At 55.1% G+C, this 20797-nt stretch carries 21 protein-coding genes and 1 rRNA gene; 14 read left to right on the forward strand and 8 right to left on the reverse strand.

Features of this window, described 5'->3' with window-relative positions:
* The first annotated feature begins 87 nt into the window (after positions 1 to 87).
* The 9 genes from fabZ to tilS all read left to right on the forward strand — a co-directional run bounded on the left by fabZ (position 88) and on the right by tilS (position 11605).
* Positions 88 to 543 (forward strand): 3-hydroxyacyl-ACP dehydratase FabZ, encoded by a 456-nt coding sequence (gene fabZ / locus UR504_RS15715; protein ID WP_010426706.1) that lies wholly within the window; start codon positions 88 to 90, stop codon positions 541 to 543.
* A 3-nt stretch (positions 544 to 546) separates the two neighbouring features.
* Positions 547 to 1335, forward strand: a complete 789-nt coding sequence (gene lpxA, locus UR504_RS15720; RefSeq protein WP_023310462.1) for an acyl-ACP--UDP-N-acetylglucosamine O-acyltransferase — start codon at positions 547 to 549, stop codon at positions 1333 to 1335.
* The gene (gene lpxB, locus UR504_RS15725) at positions 1335 to 2483 is read left to right on the forward strand and encodes a lipid-A-disaccharide synthase (protein WP_302235853.1); all 1149 of its coding nucleotides are present in this window, start codon (positions 1335 to 1337) and stop codon (positions 2481 to 2483) included. The genes lpxA and lpxB overlap by 1 nt, the downstream gene beginning before the upstream one ends.
* Positions 2480 to 3076 (forward strand): ribonuclease HII, encoded by a 597-nt coding sequence (gene rnhB / locus UR504_RS15730; protein WP_008501897.1) that lies wholly within the window; start codon positions 2480 to 2482, stop codon positions 3074 to 3076. The genes lpxB and rnhB overlap by 4 nt, the downstream gene beginning before the upstream one ends.
* Positions 3077 to 3114: 38 nt before the next feature.
* On the forward strand, positions 3115 to 6597 hold the full coding sequence (gene dnaE, locus UR504_RS15735; RefSeq protein ID WP_302235856.1) for a DNA polymerase III subunit alpha: 3483 nt from the start codon (positions 3115 to 3117) through the stop codon (positions 6595 to 6597).
* A gap of 12 nt (positions 6598 to 6609) precedes the next feature.
* Positions 6610 to 7569: an acetyl-CoA carboxylase carboxyl transferase subunit alpha gene (accA, locus tag UR504_RS15740; RefSeq protein WP_111963988.1), complete on the forward strand. Its 960-nt coding sequence runs from the start codon at positions 6610 to 6612 to the stop codon at positions 7567 to 7569.
* 100 nt (positions 7570 to 7669) lie between these two features.
* Positions 7670 to 9802, forward strand: coding sequence for a lysine decarboxylase LdcC (locus UR504_RS15745; RefSeq protein ID WP_302235859.1), 2133 nt, complete (start codon positions 7670 to 7672; stop codon positions 9800 to 9802).
* Between the two features lie 65 nt (positions 9803 to 9867).
* Positions 9868 to 10257, forward strand: coding sequence for a VOC family protein (locus tag UR504_RS15750; protein WP_271368685.1), 390 nt, complete (start codon positions 9868 to 9870; stop codon positions 10255 to 10257).
* Between the two features lie 58 nt (positions 10258 to 10315).
* Positions 10316 to 11605: a tRNA lysidine(34) synthetase TilS gene (tilS, locus tag UR504_RS15755; RefSeq protein ID WP_302235861.1), complete on the forward strand. Its 1290-nt coding sequence runs from the start codon at positions 10316 to 10318 to the stop codon at positions 11603 to 11605.
* A gap of 28 nt (positions 11606 to 11633) precedes the next feature.
* Here the strand turns inward: tilS and rof are convergent, their stop codons facing one another.
* Positions 11634 to 11894 (reverse strand): Rho-binding antiterminator, encoded by a 261-nt coding sequence (gene rof, locus UR504_RS15760; RefSeq protein WP_008501890.1) that lies wholly within the window; start codon positions 11892 to 11894, stop codon positions 11634 to 11636.
* The gene (locus UR504_RS15765; protein WP_008501889.1) at positions 11881 to 12081 is read right to left on the reverse strand and encodes a YaeP family protein; all 201 of its coding nucleotides are present in this window, start codon (positions 12079 to 12081) and stop codon (positions 11881 to 11883) included. Before UR504_RS15765 ends, rof begins: the two co-directional genes overlap by 14 nt.
* A 196-nt stretch (positions 12082 to 12277) precedes the next feature.
* Between UR504_RS15765 and UR504_RS15770 the strand changes: the two genes are divergently transcribed.
* The 3 genes from UR504_RS15770 to nlpE are packed head-to-tail and all read left to right on the forward strand — an operon-like array spanning position 12278 to position 13975.
* On the forward strand, positions 12278 to 12823 hold the full coding sequence (locus tag UR504_RS15770; protein ID WP_115876397.1) for a YaeQ family protein: 546 nt from the start codon (positions 12278 to 12280) through the stop codon (positions 12821 to 12823).
* Positions 12820 to 13242: an alternative ribosome rescue aminoacyl-tRNA hydrolase ArfB gene (arfB, locus tag UR504_RS15775; protein WP_032649720.1), complete on the forward strand. Its 423-nt coding sequence runs from the start codon at positions 12820 to 12822 to the stop codon at positions 13240 to 13242. Before UR504_RS15770 ends, arfB begins: the two co-directional genes overlap by 4 nt.
* Before the next feature lie 34 nt (positions 13243 to 13276).
* The gene (nlpE, locus tag UR504_RS15780; RefSeq protein WP_302235865.1) at positions 13277 to 13975 is read left to right on the forward strand and encodes an envelope stress response activation lipoprotein NlpE; all 699 of its coding nucleotides are present in this window, start codon (positions 13277 to 13279) and stop codon (positions 13973 to 13975) included.
* 48 nt (positions 13976 to 14023) lie between these two features.
* Here the strand turns inward: nlpE and proS are convergent, their stop codons facing one another.
* From proS to metN, 6 genes are all read right to left on the reverse strand, one after another.
* Entirely contained in the window at positions 14024 to 15742 is a 1719-nt protein-coding gene (gene proS / locus UR504_RS15785; protein ID WP_302235868.1) for a proline--tRNA ligase, read from the reverse strand.
* A gap of 112 nt (positions 15743 to 15854) precedes the next feature.
* Positions 15855 to 16562 carry a tRNA (N6-threonylcarbamoyladenosine(37)-N6)-methyltransferase TrmO gene (tsaA, locus tag UR504_RS15790; RefSeq protein WP_271368681.1) on the reverse strand — a complete coding sequence of 236 codons (708 nt, stop codon included), beginning with the start codon at positions 16560 to 16562 and terminating at the stop codon, positions 15855 to 15857.
* Positions 16559 to 16963: an Rcs stress response system protein RcsF gene (rcsF, locus tag UR504_RS15795; protein ID WP_008501883.1), complete on the reverse strand. Its 405-nt coding sequence runs from the start codon at positions 16961 to 16963 to the stop codon at positions 16559 to 16561. Before rcsF ends, tsaA begins: the two co-directional genes overlap by 4 nt.
* A gap of 106 nt (positions 16964 to 17069) precedes the next feature.
* Positions 17070 to 17885, reverse strand: a complete 816-nt coding sequence (gene metQ / locus UR504_RS15800) for a methionine ABC transporter substrate-binding lipoprotein MetQ (RefSeq protein WP_014168729.1) — start codon at positions 17883 to 17885, stop codon at positions 17070 to 17072.
* Positions 17886 to 17925: 40 nt separating this feature from the next.
* Positions 17926 to 18579: a methionine ABC transporter permease MetI gene (locus UR504_RS15805; protein WP_271368680.1), complete on the reverse strand. Its 654-nt coding sequence runs from the start codon at positions 18577 to 18579 to the stop codon at positions 17926 to 17928.
* Positions 18572 to 19603, reverse strand: coding sequence for a methionine ABC transporter ATP-binding protein MetN (metN, locus tag UR504_RS15810; protein WP_302235871.1), 1032 nt, complete (start codon positions 19601 to 19603; stop codon positions 18572 to 18574). The genes UR504_RS15805 and metN overlap by 8 nt, the downstream gene beginning before the upstream one ends.
* 188 nt (positions 19604 to 19791) lie before the next feature.
* On the opposite strand from metN, the gene gmhB reads away from it, so the two are divergent.
* Both gmhB and UR504_RS15820 read left to right on the forward strand, forming a co-directional pair.
* The gene (gene gmhB / locus UR504_RS15815) at positions 19792 to 20358 is read left to right on the forward strand and encodes a D-glycero-beta-D-manno-heptose 1,7-bisphosphate 7-phosphatase (protein WP_274242130.1); all 567 of its coding nucleotides are present in this window, start codon (positions 19792 to 19794) and stop codon (positions 20356 to 20358) included.
* Positions 20359 to 20726: 368 nt separating this feature from the next.
* Positions 20727 to 20797, forward strand: a 16S ribosomal RNA gene (locus UR504_RS15820); the annotation flags it as partial.

Below are 20797 nucleotides of genomic sequence, written 5' to 3' on the forward strand. Positions count from 1 at the left end.
CGCTATTTTTCCCGGCCTGTCGGCTTTCTAATAAACCGGCAGGCCGTGTTATTATTGTTATCAGTACATTTTGACAGGAAGAGTATTTTGACTACTGACACTCATACTCTGCATATTGAAGAGATTTTAGAACTTCTGCCGCACCGCTACCCGTTTCTGCTGGTAGACCGTGTGCTGGATTTTGAAGAAGGTCGTTTTCTGCGCGCAGTGAAAAATGTTTCCGTGAACGAGCCGTTCTTCCAGGGGCACTTCCCTGGTAAGCCTATCTTCCCGGGTGTGTTGATTCTGGAAGCGATGGCTCAGGCTACCGGTATTCTGGCGTTTAAAAGCGTCGGTAAACTGGAGCCAGGTGAGCTGTATTACTTCGCGGGTATTGATGAAGCGCGCTTTAAGCGCCCTGTCGTGCCTGGTGATCAGATGATCATGGAAGTCACTTTTGAAAAAACGCGTCGTGGCCTGACTCGCTTCAAAGGCGTAGCGCTGGTTGACGGCAAAGTTGTTTGCGAAGCGACGATGATGTGTGCTCGTAGCCGGGAGTCCTGATACGTGATTGATAAATCCGCCTTTATTCATCCTACCGCTATTGTGGAAACCGGTGCCATCATTGGCGCTAACGTCCATATTGGCCCGTTTTGTATTGTTGGACCCCATGTCGAAATTGGTGAGGGTACAGTACTGAAATCTCACGTTGTCGTGAACGGTCACACGACCATTGGCTGCAATAACGAGATCTATCAGTTCGCTTCCATCGGCGAAGTTAACCAGGATCTGAAATATGCTGGTGAGTCGACCCGACTGGAAATTGGCGATCGTAACCGTATTCGCGAAAGCGTCACCATTCATCGTGGAACAGTACAGGGTGGTGGGTTGACGAAGGTGGGCAGCGATAACCTGTTTATGGTTAATGCGCATATCGCGCACGACTGTACCGTAGGTGACCGCTGTATTCTTGCCAACAACGCAACGCTGGCAGGACACGTATCGGTTGATGACTTCGCAATTATTGGCGGCATGACCGCTGTCCATCAGTTCTGCATCATTGGTGCGCACGTGATGGTTGGCGGATGCTCCGGTGTGGCGCAGGACGTCCCACCGTATGTGATTGCGCAGGGCAACCATGCCACGCCGTTTGGCGTGAACATCGAAGGCCTCAAGCGTCGTGGTTTTAGTCGCGAAGCGATTACTGCCATCCGCAACGCGTACAAACTGCTGTACCGTAGCGGTAAAACGCTGGAAGAGGCGAAGCCGGAAATTGCCGAGCTGGCGAATAAGCACCCGGAAGTGAACGCGTTCATGGAATTCTTTGACCGTTCCACAAGGGGTCTGATTCGTTAATGGTCGACAGTCGTCCGCTTACGATAGCCCTGGTCGCCGGAGAAACCTCCGGCGATATTCTTGGTGCCGGTCTCATCCGCGCGCTTAAGGCGCGTGTACCCAATGCTCGTTTTGTCGGCGTTGCTGGCCCGCTAATGCAGGCCGAAGGCTGTGAAGCCTGGTATGAAATGGAAGAGCTCGCCGTGATGGGCATCGTTGAGGTGCTGGGGCGGCTACGCCGTTTGCTGCACATCCGCGCCGATCTCACCCGTCGTTTTACCGAACTCAAACCCGATGTGTTTGTCGGTATCGATGCACCTGATTTCAACATTACCCTCGAAGGGAATCTGAAAAAGCAGGGTATCAAAACGATTCACTACATCAGTCCGTCCGTCTGGGCGTGGCGACAGAAACGCGTTTTCAAAATCGGACGGTCCACCAACCTGGTGCTGGCTTTTCTGCCTTTCGAAAAAGCGTTTTACGACAGATTTAATGTTCCGTGCCGTTTTATCGGTCATACCATGGCTGATGCGATGCCCTTGGATCCGGATAAAAACGCGGCGCGCGACGTGCTGGGCATTCCCCATGATGTGCACTGTCTGGCCTTGCTGCCGGGCAGCCGTGGCGCAGAAGTGGAGATGCTGAGCGCCGATTTCCTCAAGACAGCGCAAATTCTTCGCCAGACGTACCCCGATCTCGAAGTTGTCGTGCCGCTGGTGAATGCCAAACGCCGCGAGCAGTTTGAGCGCATCAAAGCTGACGTCGCCCCGGATCTCCACGTCCGTCTTCTGGACGGCAAAGGGCGGGAAGCGATGTATGCGAGCGATGCCGCACTGCTGGCCTCCGGCACGGCGGCGCTGGAATGCATGCTGGCGAAATGTCCGATGGTGGTCGGTTATCGCATGAAGCCGTTCACTTTCTGGCTGGCAAAACGTCTGGTGAAAACGGATTATGTCTCCCTGCCGAACCTGCTTGCCGGGCGCGAGCTGGTGAAAGAACTGCTGCAGGATGAGTGCCAGCCGCAGGCGCTTGCCGATGCGCTGCTGCCGCTGCTCGCCAACGGCAAGACCAGCCACCAGATGCACGATACCTTCCGCGAACTGCATCAACTGATCCGCTGTAATGCTGATGAGCAAGCGGCCGATGCGGTGCTGGAGCTAGCGAAATGATGGAATTTGTTTATCCTCACACCCACCTTGTGGCGGGCGTGGACGAAGTGGGTCGTGGTCCGTTAGTCGGGGCAGTGGTGACCGCTGCGGTGATCCTCGATCCGGCTCGGCCGATCGTCGGGCTGAACGACTCTAAAAAATTGTCTGAAAAGCGCCGGCTGGCGCTGTTTAGTGAGATTCAGGAGAAGGCGCTGGCCTGGAGCCTGGGGCGCGCTGAACCGCATGAAATAGATGAACTGAATATTTTGCACGCCACGATGCTGGCGATGCAGCGTGCGGTAGCGGGCCTGAAAATTTCCCCGGAATATGTCCTGATTGACGGCAACCGCTGTCCGGCATTGCCCATGCCTTCAATGGCGGTCGTCAAAGGCGATAGCCGGGTCGCAGAAATTAGCGCAGCTTCTATTATTGCCAAAGTGACGCGCGACGCCGAAATGGCCGCGCTGGACCTCACTTACCCTCAGTACGGTTTCGCCCAGCACAAGGGGTATCCCACACCTTTCCACCTGGAGAGGCTGGCTGAACATGGCGCAACCGAACACCACCGGCGCAGTTTCGGCCCGGTGAAACGCGCGCTGGGACGGGTGTCCTGAATCAATACGCAAGCAATTAAGTAACGCGGAATCTGAAGATGGCTGAACCACGTTTCGTACACCTGCGGGTGCATAGCGACTACTCCATGATCGATGGGCTGGCGAAGACCGGGCCGCTGGTAAAAAAGGCGGCCTCCCTTGGCATGCCTGCGCTGGCGATCACCGATTTTACCAACCTGTGTGGCCTGGTGAAGTTCTACGGAACAGCGCACGGCGCGGGGATAAAGCCCATCGTCGGCGCGGATTTCCACGTGCAGAGCGACCTCATCGGGGATGAACTGACGCAAATCTCCGTGCTGGCGATGAACAACACGGGTTATCAAAACCTCACGCTGCTTATCTCAAAAGCCTATCAGCGCGGATATGGTGCGCTGGGCCCGTGGATCGACCGCGACTGGCTGGCCGAGCTCAACGAAGGGCTGCTGCTGATCTCCGGTGGCCGTATGGGTGACGTCGGCAAATCACTGCTGCGCGGTAACAGCGCGCTGGTGGATCAATGCGTCTCGTTCTACGAAGAGTATTTCCCGGATCGTTATTATCTGGAGTTGATCCGCACCGGTCGCCAGGACGAAGAGAGCTATCTTCATGCGGCGGTCGCACTTGCGGAAGAACGCGGTCTGCCCGTCGTCGCGACAAACGATGTACGCTTTCTCGAACCGGGAGATTTTGACGCGCACGAAATTCGCGTGGCGATCCACGATGGCTTTACGCTCGACGATCCGAAGCGGCCGCGTAATTACTCCGCTCAACAGTACATGCGCAGCGAGGAGGAGATGTGTGAACTCTTCTCCGATATTCCCGAAGCGCTGGAAAACAGCGTAGAGATCGCCAAGCGCTGCAACGTTACCGTTCGCCTCGGCGAATACTTCCTGCCGCAGTTCCCGACGGGTGACATGACCACGGAAGATTTCCTGGTCGCGAAATCAAAAGAAGGTCTGGAAGAGCGTCTGGAATTCCTGTTCCCGGATGAAGAAGAGCGTAAAAAGCGTCGTCCTGAGTATGACGAACGCCTGGACATTGAACTCCAGGTGATCAACCAGATGGGTTTCCCGGGCTACTTCCTGATCGTTATGGAGTTTATCCAGTGGTCGAAAGATAACGGCGTGCCGGTCGGGCCGGGGCGTGGCTCCGGTGCAGGTTCGCTGGTGGCGTATGCGCTGAAAATTACCGACCTCGATCCGCTGGAATTCGACCTGCTGTTCGAACGTTTCCTCAACCCGGAACGTGTTTCCATGCCCGACTTCGACGTTGACTTCTGCATGGAGAAACGCGACCAGGTGATCGAGCACGTCGCCGATATGTACGGCCGTGATGCGGTATCGCAGATCATTACCTTCGGTACGATGGCGGCAAAAGCGGTTATCCGCGACGTGGGCCGTGTGCTGGGCCACCCGTACGGGTTTGTCGATCGCATTTCTAAGCTGGTGCCGCCCGATCCGGGCATGACGCTGGCAAAAGCGTTTGAAGCCGAGCCGCAGCTGCCGGAAATCTACGAGGCGGACGAAGAGGTCAAAGCGCTGATCGACATGGCGCGCAAGCTTGAAGGCGTCACGCGTAACGCCGGTAAGCATGCGGGGGGCGTGGTTATCGCCCCGACTAAAATTACGGATTTTGCACCGCTTTACTGCGATGAAGCGGGCCAACACCCGGTTACCCAGTTTGACAAGAACGACGTAGAATACGCCGGGCTGGTGAAGTTCGACTTCCTTGGCCTGCGCACGTTGACCATCATTAACTGGGCGCTGGAGATGATCAACGCCCGCCGCGAGAAGAACGGCGAGCCGCCGCTGGATATCGCGGCCATCCCGCTGGATGACAAGAAAAGTTTCGACATGCTGCAGCGCTCGGAGACCACCGCCGTCTTCCAGCTTGAATCCCGCGGCATGAAGGATCTGATTAAGCGTCTGCAGCCCGACTGCTTCGAAGATATGATCGCACTGGTCGCCCTGTTCCGTCCGGGCCCGCTGCAGTCAGGGATGGTAGATAACTTTATCGACCGTAAGCACGGGCGAGAAGAGATTTCCTATCCGGACGTTCAGTGGCAGCACGAAAGCCTGAAGCCGGTGCTGGAGCCCACCTACGGCATCATCCTGTACCAGGAACAGGTGATGCAGATCGCCCAGGTGCTTTCCGGCTATACGCTCGGCGGCGCGGACATGCTGCGTCGTGCGATGGGTAAGAAAAAGCCGGAAGAGATGGCCAAGCAGCGCTCCATTTTTGAAGACGGGGCGAAGAAAAACGGCGTTGACGGCGAGCTGGCGATGAAAATCTTCGACCTGGTGGAGAAATTCGCCGGGTACGGATTTAACAAATCTCACTCCGCTGCCTATGCTTTGGTGTCGTATCAAACGCTGTGGCTGAAGGCGCACTATCCTGCTGAATTTATGGCGGCGGTAATGACGGCCGATATGGATAACACCGAGAAGGTGGTTGGCCTGGTGGACGAGTGCTGGCGCATGGGACTCAAGATCCTGCCGCCGGATATTAACTCAGGGCTCTACCACTTCCACGTCAACGATGACGGAGAGATCGTTTACGGGATCGGCGCGATCAAAGGCGTAGGTGAAGGTCCGATCGAGGCGATCATCGAGGCGCGTAACAACGGCGGGTATTTCCGCGAGCTGTTCGATCTTTGCGCCCGTACCGATACCAAAAAACTGAACCGTCGCGTGCTGGAAAAACTGATCATGTCCGGCGCGTTTGACAGGCTGGGGCCGCACCGCGCCGCGCTGATGAATTCCCTCGGCGACGCCCTGAAAGCGGCGGATCAGCACGCAAAAGCGGAAGCCATTGGTCAGGCGGATATGTTCGGTGTGCTGGCGGAAGAGCCAGAGCAGATCGAGCAATCTTATTCCAACTGCCAGCCGTGGCCAGAACAGGTGGTACTGGATGGGGAGCGTGAAACGTTAGGCTTGTACCTGACGGGGCACCCGATCAACCAGTACATTAAAGAAATTGAGCGCTATGTCGGCGGCCACAGGCTTAAAGACATGCATCCGACAGAACGTGGTAAAATCACCACGGTTGCGGGGCTCGTGATTGCTGCAAGGGTTATGGTCACCAAGCGCGGCAATCGTATCGGCATCTGTACGTTGGATGACCGTTCCGGGCGTCTGGAGGTGATGCTGTTCACCGACGCGTTGGATAAATACCAGCAATTGCTGGAAAAAGACCGCATACTTATCGTCAGCGGACAGGTCAGCTTTGATGACTTCAGTGGGGGGCTTAAAATGACCGCCCGCGAAGTGATGGACATTGACGAAGCCCGGGAAAAATATGCTCGCGGGCTTGCTATCTCGCTGACGGACAGGCAAATTGATGACCAGCTTTTAAACCGACTCCGTCAGTCTCTGGAACCCCACCGCTCGGGGACAATTCCAGTACATCTCTACTATCAGAGGGCGGATGCACGTGCGCGGTTGCGCTTTGGTGCAACGTGGCGTGTCTCTCCGAGCGATCGTTTACTGAACGATCTCCGTGGCCTCATTGGTTCGGAGCAGGTGGAACTGGAGTTTGACTAATACAGGAATACTATGAGTCTGAATTTCCTTGATTTCGAACAGCCGATTGCTGAGCTGGAAGCGAAAATCGATTCTCTGACAGCGGTAAGCCGTCAGGATGAAAAACTGGATATTAACATCGACGAAGAAGTGCATCGTCTGCGCGAGAAAAGCGTAGAGCTGACGCGCAAAATCTTTGCCGATCTCGGCGCATGGCAGGTGGCCCAGCTGGCTCGCCATCCACAGCGTCCGTACACCCTGGATTATGTCCGCCTGGCGTTTGACGAATTTGACGAACTGGCAGGCGATCGCGCATACGCTGACGATAAAGCTATCGTTGGCGGTATCGCGCGTCTGGACGGACGCCCGGTGATGATCATTGGTCATCAGAAGGGTCGTGAAACCAAAGAGAAAATCCGTCGTAACTTCGGTATGCCAGCACCAGAAGGCTACCGTAAAGCCCTGCGTCTGATGGAGATGGCTGAGCGTTTCAACATGCCAATCATCACCTTCATCGACACCCCGGGGGCTTACCCTGGCGTGGGCGCGGAAGAGCGCGGTCAGTCTGAAGCCATCGCGCGCAACCTGCGCGAGATGTCTCGTCTGAAGGTGCCGGTCATCTGTACCGTTATCGGTGAAGGTGGCTCCGGCGGTGCGCTGGCAATTGGCGTGGGCGATAAAGTGAATATGCTGCAGTACAGTACCTATTCCGTTATCTCCCCGGAAGGCTGTGCGTCCATTCTGTGGAAAAGCGCCGACAAAGCGCCGCTGGCTGCAGAAGCAATGGGCATCATTGCGCCACGCCTGAAAGAGCTGAAGCTGATCGATTCCATCATCCCGGAACCGCTGGGTGGTGCACATCGTAAGCCGGAAGTGATGGCAGCGTCTCTGAAAGCGCAGCTGCTGGCAGACCTGGCGGACCTGGACGTGCTGAGCACAGAAGATCTGCTCAACCGCCGTTACCAGCGCCTGATGACCTACGGTTACGCGTAAGCTTCACAATTATCTGAAAAGCCGCACACTGTTGCGGCTTTTTTTATACCTGCGGTTTAGCCGGGCTATGCTTAGCTAATGTTTTTAAAGGAGGAAGCCCATGAATATCATTGCCATTATGGGGCCACACGGCGTCTTTTATAAAGATGAGCCGATTAAGGAGCTGGAGCAAGCCCTGCAGTCGCGTGGGTATCAGCTAATCTGGCCGCACAACAGCGCCGACCTGCTGAAGTTCATCGAGCACAACCCGCGTATCTGCGGCGTGATCTTCGACTGGGACGAATATGATCTCGAACTGTGCAGCGACATCAACAAGCTGAACGAATACCTCCCGCTGTACGCATTTATTAATACTCACTCAACCATGGACGTCAGCGCCAATGATATGCGTATGGCGCTGTGGTTCTTTGAATATTCACTCGGCGTGGCGGAAGACATTGCGACCCGCATTCAGCAGTACACGAATGAATATCTCGATAACATTACGCCACCGTTTACCCGGGCGCTCTTCACCTACGTGAAAGAGGGAAAATATACCTTCTGTACGCCGGGCCATATGGCGGGAACGGCCTACCAAAAAAGCCCGGTCGGCTGCCTGTTCTATGATTTCTTTGGTGGCAACACGCTGAAAGCGGACGTGTCCATTTCAGTCACCGAATTAGGCTCTCTGCTGGATCACACCGGCCCTCATCTGGAAGCCGAAGAGTACATCGCCCGCACCTTTGGGGCCGAGCAGAGCTATATGGTGACCAACGGCACCTCGACCTCGAATAAAATCGTCGGGATGTACGCCGCGCCTGCGGGCAGTACCCTGCTGATTGACCGTAACTGCCACAAGTCGCTGGCGCACCTGCTGATGATGAGCGACGTCGTACCGCTCTGGCTGTCGCCCACACGCAACGCGCTCGGTATACTTGGCGGCATTCCACGCCGGGAGTTCACGCATGACGCGATTGAACGCAAGGTCGCGGCGATCCCTGGCGCAAGCTGGCCTGTCCATGCGGTGATCACCAACTCGACCTATGACGGTCTGCTGTACAACACGAACTGGATCAAAAAGACGCTGGACGTGCCGTCGATCCACTTCGATTCCGCATGGGTGCCTTACACTAATTTCCACCCGATTTACGCGGGTAAAAGCGGCATGAGCGGCGAGCGCGTGCCGGGTAAAGTATTCTTCGAAACGCAGTCGACGCACAAAATGCTGGCCGCGTTTTCCCAGGCTTCGCTTATTCACATTAAAGGCGAGTACGACGAGGAGACCTTTAACGAAGCCTTTATGATGCATACCACCACCTCGCCGAGCTATCCGCTGGTGGCGTCTATCGAAACGGCCGCGGCGATGCTGCGCGGCAACCCGGGTAAACGTCTCATCAACCGTTCGGTGGACCGCGCGCTGCATTTCCGTAAAGAGGTGCAGCGGCTGAAAGATGAAGCCGACGGCTGGTTCTTTGATATCTGGCAGCCGGAAGAGATTGATGAGGCAGAATGCTGGCCCGTCTCGCCCGGCGAAGACTGGCATGGCTTCCGGGATGCCGATAGCGACCATATGTTCCTCGACCCGGTAAAAGTGACGATCCTGACGCCGGGCATGGACGAGCAGGGCAGGATGAGCGATGAAGGTATTCCGGCCGCGCTGGTCGCGAAATTCCTTGATGAACGTGGCGTGGTGGTGGAGAAAACCGGTTCCTATAACCTGCTGTTCCTGTTCAGCATCGGGATCGACAAAACCCGGGCGATGGGATTGCTGCGCGGGCTGATGGAGTTTAAGCGAGCCTACGATCTCAACCTGCGGGTGAAGAACATGCTGCCGGATCTCTATGCGGAGGATCCTGACTTCTACCGTAATATGCGCATTCAGGATCTGGCCCAGGGGATCCACAGGCTGATCCGTCAGCACGATTTGCCGCGTCTGATGCTTCAGGCGTTCGATGTCTTACCGGAGATGAAGTTTACCCCTCACAAGGCATGGCAGCGCCAGGTGAAAGGGGAGGTCGAAACCGTTGAGCTGGAAAACCTGGTCGGGCGCGTATCGGCGAACATGATCCTGCCCTACCCGCCGGGCGTACCGCTCCTGATGCCGGGAGAGATGATTACCGAAGAGAGTCGGGCCGTGCTCGATTTCCTGCTGATGCTCTGTTCGGTAGGGCGTCACTATCCCGGTTTTGAGACGGATATCCACGGTGCGAAGCGCGACGAAAACGGCGTTTACTGGGTGCGAGTCCTAAAATAAGGGTGACCGCTTGCATGGTGCGGGTTTTCGGTTGTAACGTTCAGGCATCATAAAAAGGAGAAGCTATGCTGGGTTTAAAACAGGTTCATCATATTGCGATCATTGCGACCGATTACGCGAAGAGTAAGGCCTTCTACTGCGACATTCTCGGCTTTACGCTGTTGAGCGAGGCGTACCGCGAGGATCGCGACTCCTGGAAGGGCGACCTGGCGTTAAACGGGCAGTATGTGATTGAACTGTTCTCTTTTCCTTTTCCGCCTGCGCGTCCGTCCCGCCCGGAAGCCTGCGGCCTGCGCCATCTCGCCTTCAGCGTCGATGACCTGGATAGCGCAGTAAAACATCTGGAAGCGCACGGCGTGACGTGCGAAGCGATTCGCGTCGATCCGTTCACCGACAAGCGCTTTACCTTTTTCAACGACCCGGACGGCCTGCCGCTGGAGCTTTATCAGCAGTAATCTTCGTGCTGTGTGATAATGCCCGCTCAGTTCGGGCATTTTTTATGTGTAATTCCCTATGACCTTACCCGCTATCGCACACGCCGTTTCACCGTACCGCCAGCTGCTGGTGGGGTTTAGCGGTGGCCTGGATTCCACCGTTCTGCTCCATCGCCTTAAGCGCTGGCGCGACCAGGAGCCTGACGTCCAGCTGCGGGCGATACATATTCATCACGGATTAAGTCCTCACGCAGAGAAGTGGGTGGCGCACTGCGAAGCCTTGTGTGCGGCATGGGCGATCCCGCTCCTCGTCGAGCGCGTCACGCTGGTAGAGGAAGGGCTGGGCATCGAGGCGCAGGCACGTAAAGCCCGCTATGCCGCCTTTGCCGGGGCATTACGTGCTGGAGAAGCACTGGTTACGGCCCAGCATCTGGACGATCAGTGTGAAACCTTTCTGCTGGCGCTTAAGCGGGGAAGCGGACCGGCGGGGCTTTCTGCCATGCCGGCGCGTTCGGCATTTGCCGGCACAACGTTACTGCGTCCGCTGCTTGGCGAGACGCGCGCCTCGCTTGAAGCCTGGGCGCGAGAACATCAGCTGAGCTGGATTGAAGATGAGAGCAACCAGGATGACGGGTATGATCGTAACTTTCTGCGTCTGCGCGTCCTCCCGCTATTGAGCGAGCGCTGGCCGCATTTCGCCGACGCGACGGCAAGAAGTGCCATGCTGTGCGCCGAACAGGAGTCGTTGCTGGACGAGCTGTTGAGCGACGAGCTGGCGGAACTGATTTCTGAAGACGGAGCGCTAGCCATTGTACCGCTGACAGCGATGAGCCCGGTACGTCGCGCCGCGCTGCTACGACGCTGGCTTGCCTCTCATCACGCTGCGATGCCGTCGCGGGCGATGCTGAGCCGTATCTGGGACGAGGTTGCCCTGGCGCGGGATGATGCTTCCCCGTGCGTCCACCTTAACGGTTTTGACGTTAGACGCTATAAAGGGGAACTCTGGTGGATAAAATCAACGCCTTCACTGACCGATGTGGTGCTCGACTGGCTTTCTCCTGACGCACCGCTGGTATTGCCCGGTGAGGCAGGACGCGTTTCTCTCCTGTCGTCTGGTCATGTGCGGCTGCCGAAGCCCGGTGAACCGGTCACCGTGCGCTTTAAGGCTGGCGGCATGCTGCATATCGTCGGGCGCAACGGGGGACGCAAGCTGAAGAAAATCTGGCAGGAGTGCAACGTGCCGCCGTGGCTGCGCGACACCACGCCGCTGCTGTTCTATGGTGAAACGTTGATTGCTGCGGCAGGGGTTTTCATTACGGAAGAGGGTTGGACAGAAGAGGGTGTCCGTTTTGAGTGGCAGAAAGCGTAACGGGCAGCCAGGCTGCCCGTTAGTGTCATCAGGATTCGCTCACCACGACGGTGCCGATTTGCGGGTGGCTGAAGCTGGCTATTTTGTCCAGGCGCAGCTCACGCGTCGCACCGGCATCTTCCACTATCAGGTATTCCACATTCTTGCGTGAAACCAGATCGCTGGCTTTTGCCTTCAACACTTCGCCATCTTTTAGCTCCAGCGTCAGTAATAAATGATGCTGGCAGGCGAGTTCGAGGTTGTCATAGTCATCACAATTGATGGGTTGATAAGTATCATTCATCGACATAATCGCTCACCAGTAAATTCGCCGCAGCATACGCTGCTTTTTCCCTGACCGACTCTGAAAGGCTCTCATCAGAGGCCACTTCATTAAGCACTTTCAATACACAGCCCAACGCGTCCGGGACATACCCCAGATCTCCGCTGGCGATTTCCGCATACCGTTTGCGAATTAACTCACAATAATTATTCACATCCCCTCCCGCCAGCGCACTGACTTACTGTGAGATATCATTAAGCCTACGAAGATAAACTCGGTTTAGCAAGGTGACTATACCATACTCATTTAAGCAATATCAGCGCCTTGATAGCGGTGTATTTATCACCCCATAACAGCCTTTTGCCGCGGTTTTAGCTACAATGAGCGCCTGATTCGAATGGAGTTCTCTCATGGCGCTGAAAGCGACAATTTATAAAGCAGTGGTCAATGTGGCCGATCTTGATCGCAACCAGTTCCTCGACGCGTCGCTTACGCTGGCACGCCATCCCTCCGAAACCCAGGAGCGCATGATGCTGCGCCTGCTGGCGTGGATTAAGTACGCCGACGAGCGTCTGCAGTTTACCCGTGGGTTAAGCGCAGAAGACGAGCCTGAAGCCTGGCTGCGCAACGATCATCTGGGTATCGACTTGTGGATCGAACTCGGCCTGCCTGACGAGCGCAGAATTAAGAAGGCCTGCACCCAGTCCGCTGAAGTGGCCTTATTCGCGTATAATCAGCGTGCTGCGGAGATTTGGTGGCAGCAAAACAAGAGCAAGTGCGGACAGTTTAAAAATCTCACGGTTTGGTATCTGGATGATGAGCAGCTGGCTCAGCTGAGCGAGTTTGCCAGCCGGACCATGGTGTTGCAGGCGACGATTCAGGATGGCGCCATCTGGCTCTCTGGTTCTCAGAATAATCTGGAAATTCATTTGACGGCGTGGCAGCCCGCGTCATGATCGTCTTGTCCCGTAACGTCAGCATTCCTGACAACGAGCTGGAGATTACCGCCATCCGTGCTCAGGGGGCCGGTGGGCAGCACGTCAACAAGGCGTCGACGGCTATCCATTTGCGTTTTGACATTCGGGCCTCGAGCCTGCCAGAGTATTATAAAGAAAGCCTGCTTGCTGCCAGCCATCACCTGATCACCAGCGATGGTGTGATTGTGATCAAAGCCCAGGAGTACCGCAGCCAGGAGCTCAACCGGGAAGCGGCGATAGCCAGGCTGGTGGCGGTCATCAAAGAATTAACGGCAGTACAAAAAAGCCGCCGGGCAACGCGGCCAACCCGCGCATCGAAAGAGCGTCGGCTGTCCTCGAAGGCCCAAAAATCCACAGTGAAAGCACTACGCGGTAAAGTTCGTCGCCCAACAGAGTGACGAAAGGGAACACAATTTTCATAAGGAATTCATTGTGAAAAAAGCATTATGGTCAGCGCTGGCAGTGAGCACGCTGTTTGCGCTTTTCGGGTGTAACAACCGCTCCGAAACGCAGATGTTACAACCCACGCAAACGGAAGAGTTAAAACCAATGCAGCAGAGCTGGCGCGGCGTATTGCCTTGCGCAGACTGCGAAGGCATTGAAACGTCTCTGTTCCTGCAAAAAGACGGCACCTGGGTAATGAACCAGCGCTATCAGGGCGCTAAAGAACCCTCGTCATTTGCAACTTACGGAACATGGGCGCGTACGGCTGAGAAGCTGGTTCTGACGGATACTTCCGGTGAGAAAACCTTTTTCCGCGCCAAAGGCGAGGGAATGGAGATGCTTGACCGCGAAGGCAACCCGATTGAATCCCAGTTCAACTACACGCTTGCGCCGGTAAAAGCGGCTCTGCCTGCCACGCCTATGGCAATGCGGGGGATGTACTTCTATATGGCGGATGCGGCGATCTTTACCGACTGCGCAACCGGCAGGAAGGTTAGCGTGGCAAACAATGCGCAGCTTGAACGTGATTACGCCGTGGCACGCGGTAATGACAGCAAGCCGGTATTGCTGACGGTTGACGGTCACTTTACGCTTGAACCAAACCCGGATAGCGGAGAGATGGTGAAAACGCTGGTGGCGGATAAAGGCGCGAAATTTATTGCGGGTAAAGACTGTAACAGTAAATAAGCTGACGTAGCACCATTAAAAAACCCCGCCTGAGCGGGGTTTTTTTGTTTAGCCTTTAATGGCTTTCACCAGGAAATCAAGGATGTCGCCGGTCTTGATCATCTGTTTTTCGCCGCTGCGACGGTATTTGTATTCAATCTCATCGCTGTCGAGGTTACGGTCGCCGATAACGACGGTGTGTGGGATGCCGATCAGTTCCATATCGGCGAACATCACGCCCGGACGCTCTTTACGGTCATCCATCAGCACTTCGATACCCTGAGCGCGCAGCTCGGCATACAGCTTCTCGGCCAGCTCCTGCACGCGGTAAGACTTGTGCATGTTCATTGGCAGAATGGCGACCTGGAACGGCGCAATATTGTCCGGCCAGACGATGCCGCGCTCGTCGTAGTTCTGCTCAATCGCCGCAGCCACCACGCGCGTCACCCCGATACCGTAGCAACCCATGGTCAGGATCTGGTTACGGCCATCTTCGCCCTGAACGGCGGCGTTCAGCGCACGAGAGTATTTATCGCCCAGCTGGAAGATGTGACCGACCTCGATGCCGCGCTTAATCATCAGGGTACCCTGACCATCCGGGCTTGGATCGCCTGCGACCACGTTACGGATGTCAGCCACTTCCGGCGTCGCCACGTCGCGATCCCAGTTGATGCCGAAGTAGTGTTTACCGTCGATGTTCGCACCAGCGGAGAAGTCGCTCATCGCCGCTACAGTGCGGTCAATAACAACAGGCACCGGCAGATTGACTGGACCCAGTGAACCTGGACCCGCATTGACCACGGCGCGGATTTCCGCTTCCGTGGCAAACGTCAGCGGGCTGGCGACCTGCGGCAGTTTCTCGGCTTTCACTTCGTTCAGCTCGTGATCGCCACGCACCAGCAGGGCAACCAGCGGGTAAGCGCTGCCTTCGGTGGATTTCACCAGCAGCGTTTTCACGGTTTTTTCAACTGGCAGATTGAACTGCTCAACCAGCTCAGCGATGGTTTTCGCGTTTGGCGTATCAACCAGCGTCATCTCTTGCGTTGCCGCAGCACGCGGTTCTTTTGGCGCCAGCGCTTCTGCAAATTCGATGTTCGCCGCGTAGTCTGAAGAGTCAGAGAAGATCACATCGTCTTCACCGCTCTGCGCCAGTACCTGGAACTCATGGGATGCGCTACCGCCGATGGAGCCGGTATCAGCCTGCACAGCACGGAAATCCAGACCCATGCGGGAGAAGATTTTGCTGTATGCCGCGTACATTGCGTCGTAAGTCTCTTGCAGTGATTCCTGAGAGGTATGGAAAGAGTAGGCATCTTTCATCAGGAATTCGCGAGAGCGCATGACGCCGAAACGCGGGCGAACTTCGTCACGGAACTTGGTCTGGATCTGGAAGAAGTTCAGCGGCAGCTGTTTGTAAGAGCTCAGCTCATTACGAATCAGGTCGGTAATAACTTCTTCATGCGTTGGGCCGAGAACGAACGGACGCTCGCCGCGATCGACGAAGCGCAGCAGTTCAGGACCATATTGTTCCCAACGGCCACTCTCCTGCCACAGGTCAGCGGGCTGAACCACAGGCATGGACACCTCGATAGCACCGGCGTTGTTCATCTCTTCACGCACGATGTTTTCGACTTTTTTCAGGACGCGCACGCCGGTCGGCAGCCAGGTATATAACCCGGAGGCCAGCTTGCGGATCATCCCGGCGCGCAGCATCAGCTGATGGCTGATCACTTCGGCGTCGGCAGGCGTCTCCTTCAGAGTGGAGAGCAGATATTGGCTAGTACGCATGTTGTTACGGTTCCATTTCGACGATTGGAACAGGCTGAAACACCAGCCTGACACAAAAAAAGTGGTTTAGTTTACCAGTGTGGCAAAGATGCCAAAAGAGAGGAGAACAAAATTACCTGGGTTCAAGGGCAAACACTTCAAAACCTGCCCCGGAGACGCGCCAGCGAACGTTAAAATCCATCAGCCAGACGGCGTACGTTTTTCCTGCTTCCTCTTCTTTACGGTAGGCCGGGCGCGGGTCCTGTGCCAGAACTTCGGTGATGAAATCCCGTAAGCGAGGATAGCGTTTCTCCAGCTGACCGAGCTGTGCGGTTATCTCAGGCGTAAAATACACCGGCATGTCCGCCTGTGGTGCGTCCTGAGCATAACTTGCACGCGCGTTCGGGAGCGCTTCGGCGAAGGGCAAATAGGGCTTGATGTCGATAACCGGCGTGCCGTCGACCAGGTCCAGGCTACCTAACTCCAGTATCACCCGATCTTTCTGGCAGCGTATGCCTTTCAGTTCAACCAGCGACATGCCAACCGGGTTTGGACGGAAGGTCGAGCGCGTTGCAAACACGCCCATTCTCGCATTGCCGCCAAGACGAGGAGGACGCACGGTAGGTCGCCAGCCGCCTTCCATCGTCTGGTGAAACACGAACACCACCCATAAATGGCTGAAAGCCTCGAGCCCGCGTACCGCATCGGCCTGATTGTAAGGCGCAATCAGGTGAAGCTCACCGCTTCCGCTGGTGACCAGACCGGGCTGGCGAGGGACGGCGAACTTCTCTTTATAAGGAGAGTGGATAACGCCTATCTGCTCGAACTGAAATGCACTCATTTCGCCGTGATGTTCAGCGCAGAACCGATGCAAACCGCCTGACGGTAGCAGCCCGGCGTGCCGCTGGTGACTTCACAGCTGTGCAGCAGAACCGCGTTAGCTTTCATTTTTGCGGCATTAATCTGCATGCGTTTACGCGCTGTCGGAATATTTGGTGGTGAGTCCTGATTGGTCGCCTGACAGGATTCGCCGCTCACTTCGCCCAGCTCACGGAACGGTTTACCGACGAGTTCGTCCGCTTTCGTGATAATGCGAACCGGCGCAGGGCGAACCACTTTCGGTTTCGCAGGCTCGGTCTTTGGCGGGGTTGCCGTGCTTTGAACAGGTTCAACGGGAGATCTGCTTAGCATAGAACAGCCGCTCAGCATGAGTGCTAAAAGACAGATCGGTAAAGCACGCATAATATTTCCTCAATGGATAATCAAAACGTCAGATATTGAATCAGTTGACTGCACAAATGACAAGACGGGCATAAGCCCGTCCTGATGATATTACACTGAGGTGAGATTACCAGCCTTTAACAGCGCCGCCGTTAAACACTTTGTTGGCTTCCTGGTAAACTTCATCTGACTGATAGGCCTGAACGAATTTCTTCACGTTTTCCGCGTCCTTGTTGTCTTCGCGAGTCACGATCAGGTTAACGTACGGGGAGTCTTTATCTTCAACGAAGATACCGTCTTTGGCTGGCGTCAGGCCAATCTGGCTGGCGTACGTGGTGTTGATAACGGCCAGAGCAATCTGTGCATCGTCCAGAGAACGTGGCAGCTGCGGTGCTTCCAGTTCAACGATTTTCAGATTTTTCGGGTTCTCGGTGACGTCCAGAACGGTTGGCAGCAGGCCAACACCGTCTTTCAGTTTGATCAGGCCCACTTTCTGCAGCAGCAGCAGGGAACGACCAAGGTTAGTTGGGTCGTTAGGTACGGCAACCTGAGAGCCCGGCTGCAGTTCGTCCAGTGATTTAATTTTCTTAGAGTAACCGGCAATCGGATACACGAAGGTGTTACCGACACCCACCAGTTTATAGCCGCGATCTTTAATCTGCTGATCCAGGTATGGCTTATGCTGGAAGGCATTCGCGTCGATATCGCCTTTGCTCAGCGCTTCGTTCGGCAGAACGTAATCGTTGAAGGTCACCAGCTCCACGTCCAGGCCATATTTCTCTTTTGCCACTTTCTGAGCAACTTCCGCAACCTGCTGTTCTGCACCTACGATAACGCCCACTTTAATGTGGTTTGGATCCTTTTCGTCTTGACCGCAACCCACCAGTGCCAGAGAGCCGATCAGCGCGCCTACTGCTGCGAAGGTCTTTAATTTAAACGCCATGTTTTATCCTTAACTCGTAGAGTTTGTGTTGTGTGTAACGTTATTTATGCGTAACAGCCCGGACGATGCAATCGCCAGAGAACTGGATTAAGTAAACCAAAACAACCAGCAATACCAGAACGGTATTCATCACGGTAGCGTTATATCCAATATAGCCGTACTGGTAACCAATCTGACCTAAACCGCCGGCACCAACGGCACCGCCCATCGCGGAATAACCGACCAGGGTGATAAGCGTAATGGTTGCCGCATTCACCAGCCCTGGCAGCGCCTCAGGCAGCAGAACCTTGCGGACGATCTGCATCGGCGTGGCACCCATCGCACGGGAAGCTTCGATCAAACCGGTTGGGATTTCCAGCAGGGCATTCTCCACCATACGGGCGATAAACGGCGCAGCGCCAACGGTCAGCGGAACGATCGCCGCCTGCAGACCGATAGACGTTCCGACGATCACGCGGGTAAACGGAATCATCCACACCAGTAAAATAATGAACGGGATAGAACGGAAGATGTTCACCAGCGCAGAGAGCGTACGGTACAGCTTCGCGTTCTCAATGATTTGACCCGGACGCGTCACGTACAGCAACACGCCGACCGGCAGGCCAATCACAAAACCAAAGAAGCCAGAGACAAAGGTCATTGCCAGCGTTTCCCAAACGCCGCGAACCAGCAGCCACATCATCGGCTCAGACATAACCCAGTACCTCTACTTTTACGTGATGTTCTTGCAGCCAGGCAATGGCTGCCTGGGTTTCTTCTTGTGTGCCGTGCATTTCTGTCAGCATGATGCCGAACTTCACGCCACCGGCGTAATCCATCTGCGCGCTGATGATGTTGTTGTTCACGTTAAAGCGACGCGCGGTTTCGGAAAGCAGGGGAGCATCAACGGACTGACCGGTGAACTCCATGCGCAGCATCGGGACGCTGTCAGCAGCGGGTTCGGTCTTCAAACGATCCAGATAGTCTTCCGGGATATCCAGATGCAGGGTGGACTGGATGAACTGCTGCGCCAGCGGGGTTTTCGGATGCGAGAACACTTCACTTACCGTGTCCTGCTCGATCAGTTCACCGTTGCTAATGACCGCCACGCAGTCGCAGATGCGTTTCACCACATCCATCTCGTGCGTAATAAGGAGGATCGTCAGGCCCAGACGACGATTAATGTCTTTTAGCAGTTCCAGAATAGAACGCGTGGTTGCGGGATCCAGTGCGCTGGTGGCCTCATCGCACAGCAGTACCTTAGGATTGCTGGCCAGCGCGCGGGCGATGGCCACACGTTGTTTTTGCCCGCCGGACAGATTTGCCGGGTAGCTATCATGTTTGTCGCCCAGACCCACGAGGTCGAGCAGCTCGGTGACGCGACGCTTCACTTCTTCTTTCGGCGTGTTATCCAGCTCAAGCGGTAAGGCAACGTTGCCGAACACGGTGCGGGAAGCCAGCAGGTTAAAGTGCTGGAAAATCATGCCAATCTGACGACGCGCTTTGGTGAGTTCTTTCTCTGAAAGGGCGGTAAGTTCCTGACCGCCAACTTCTACGCTGCCCTGGGTTGGACGCTCAAGCAGGTTAACACAACGGATCAGCGTGCTTTTACCTGCACCCGATGCGCCAATGACGCCATAAATTTGACCAGCAGGAACATGCAGGCTGACATTGTTCAGAGCCTGAATGGTTCGGTTCCCCTGCTGGAACACTTTGGTGATATTGGAAAGTTTAATCATTAGATTATTTTTATCGTATGTAAGTTAGCCGTGGCATTTTCTTCTGCCAGATACGGGTGATGACCGTAAACAAAACGGATGTTAAGGCATCCAGACGTCTAAATCAATCCAACTCTGTACGATGAGCACTTTATTGCGCTGCGATTCATGAGATACTAGTCGAACATGCCTTTTTCAGGAGCAAACCGGTGGCAAAATCAGTACCCGCAATTTTCCTCGATCGTGACGGCACTATTAATGTGGATCACGGTTATGTCCATGAGATTGATGAGTTCGAGTTTATCCAGGGCGTAATAGATGCCATGCGCCAGCTGAAAGAGATGGGGTATGCGCTGGTGGTCGTGACGAACCAGTCCGGTATTGCACGCGGTAAATTCACCGAAGCGCAGTTCGAAACGCTGACGGAATGGATGGACTGGTCGCTGGCCGACCGCGGTGTGGATCTCGATGGCATCTATTATTGTCCGCACCACCCACAGGGAACCGTAGAAGAGTATCGTCAGACCTGTGATTGCCGTAAGCCGCATCCGGGGATGTTCATCTCTGCGCAGGAGTTCCTGCACATTGATATGGCGGCTTCTTATATGGTGGGCGATAAACTGGAAGATATGCAGGCAGCCACAGCAGCGGGTGTAGGGACCAAAATATTAGTACGCACCGGCAAGCCAGTGACGCCAGAAGCTGAGAATGCTGCGGATTGGGTAATTAATAGTCTGGCCGATCTGCCAAAAGAGATTAAAAAGCACCAAAAATAGCCTTTCTGGTGAAAAGATGAGCGGTTGAAATAAAAATGCATTTTTCCGCTTGTCATTCCTCGGCGGCCCCCTATAATGCGCCTCCATCGACACGGCGGATGTGAATCACTTCACAAACAGCCGGTCGGTTGAAGAGAAAAAAATCCTGAAATAACGGGTTGACTCTGAAAGAGGAAAGCGTAATATACGCCACCTCGCAACGGTGAGCGAAAGCCGCGTTGCACTGCTCTTTAACAATTTATCAGACAATCTGTGTGGGCACTCAAAGTGACATGGATTCTTAATGTCTTCGGACAATAAATGAATACCAAGTCTCTGAGTGAACATGCGTAATTCATTACGAAGTTTAATTCACGAGCATCAAACTTAAATTGAAGAGTTTGATCATGGCTCAGATTGAACGCTGGCGGCAGGCCTAACACATGCAAGTCGAGCGGCA

This window comes from Enterobacter sp. 241F3 (assembly GCF_034106785.1).
Classification (GTDB): domain Bacteria; phylum Pseudomonadota; class Gammaproteobacteria; order Enterobacterales; family Enterobacteriaceae; genus Enterobacter; species Enterobacter vonholyi.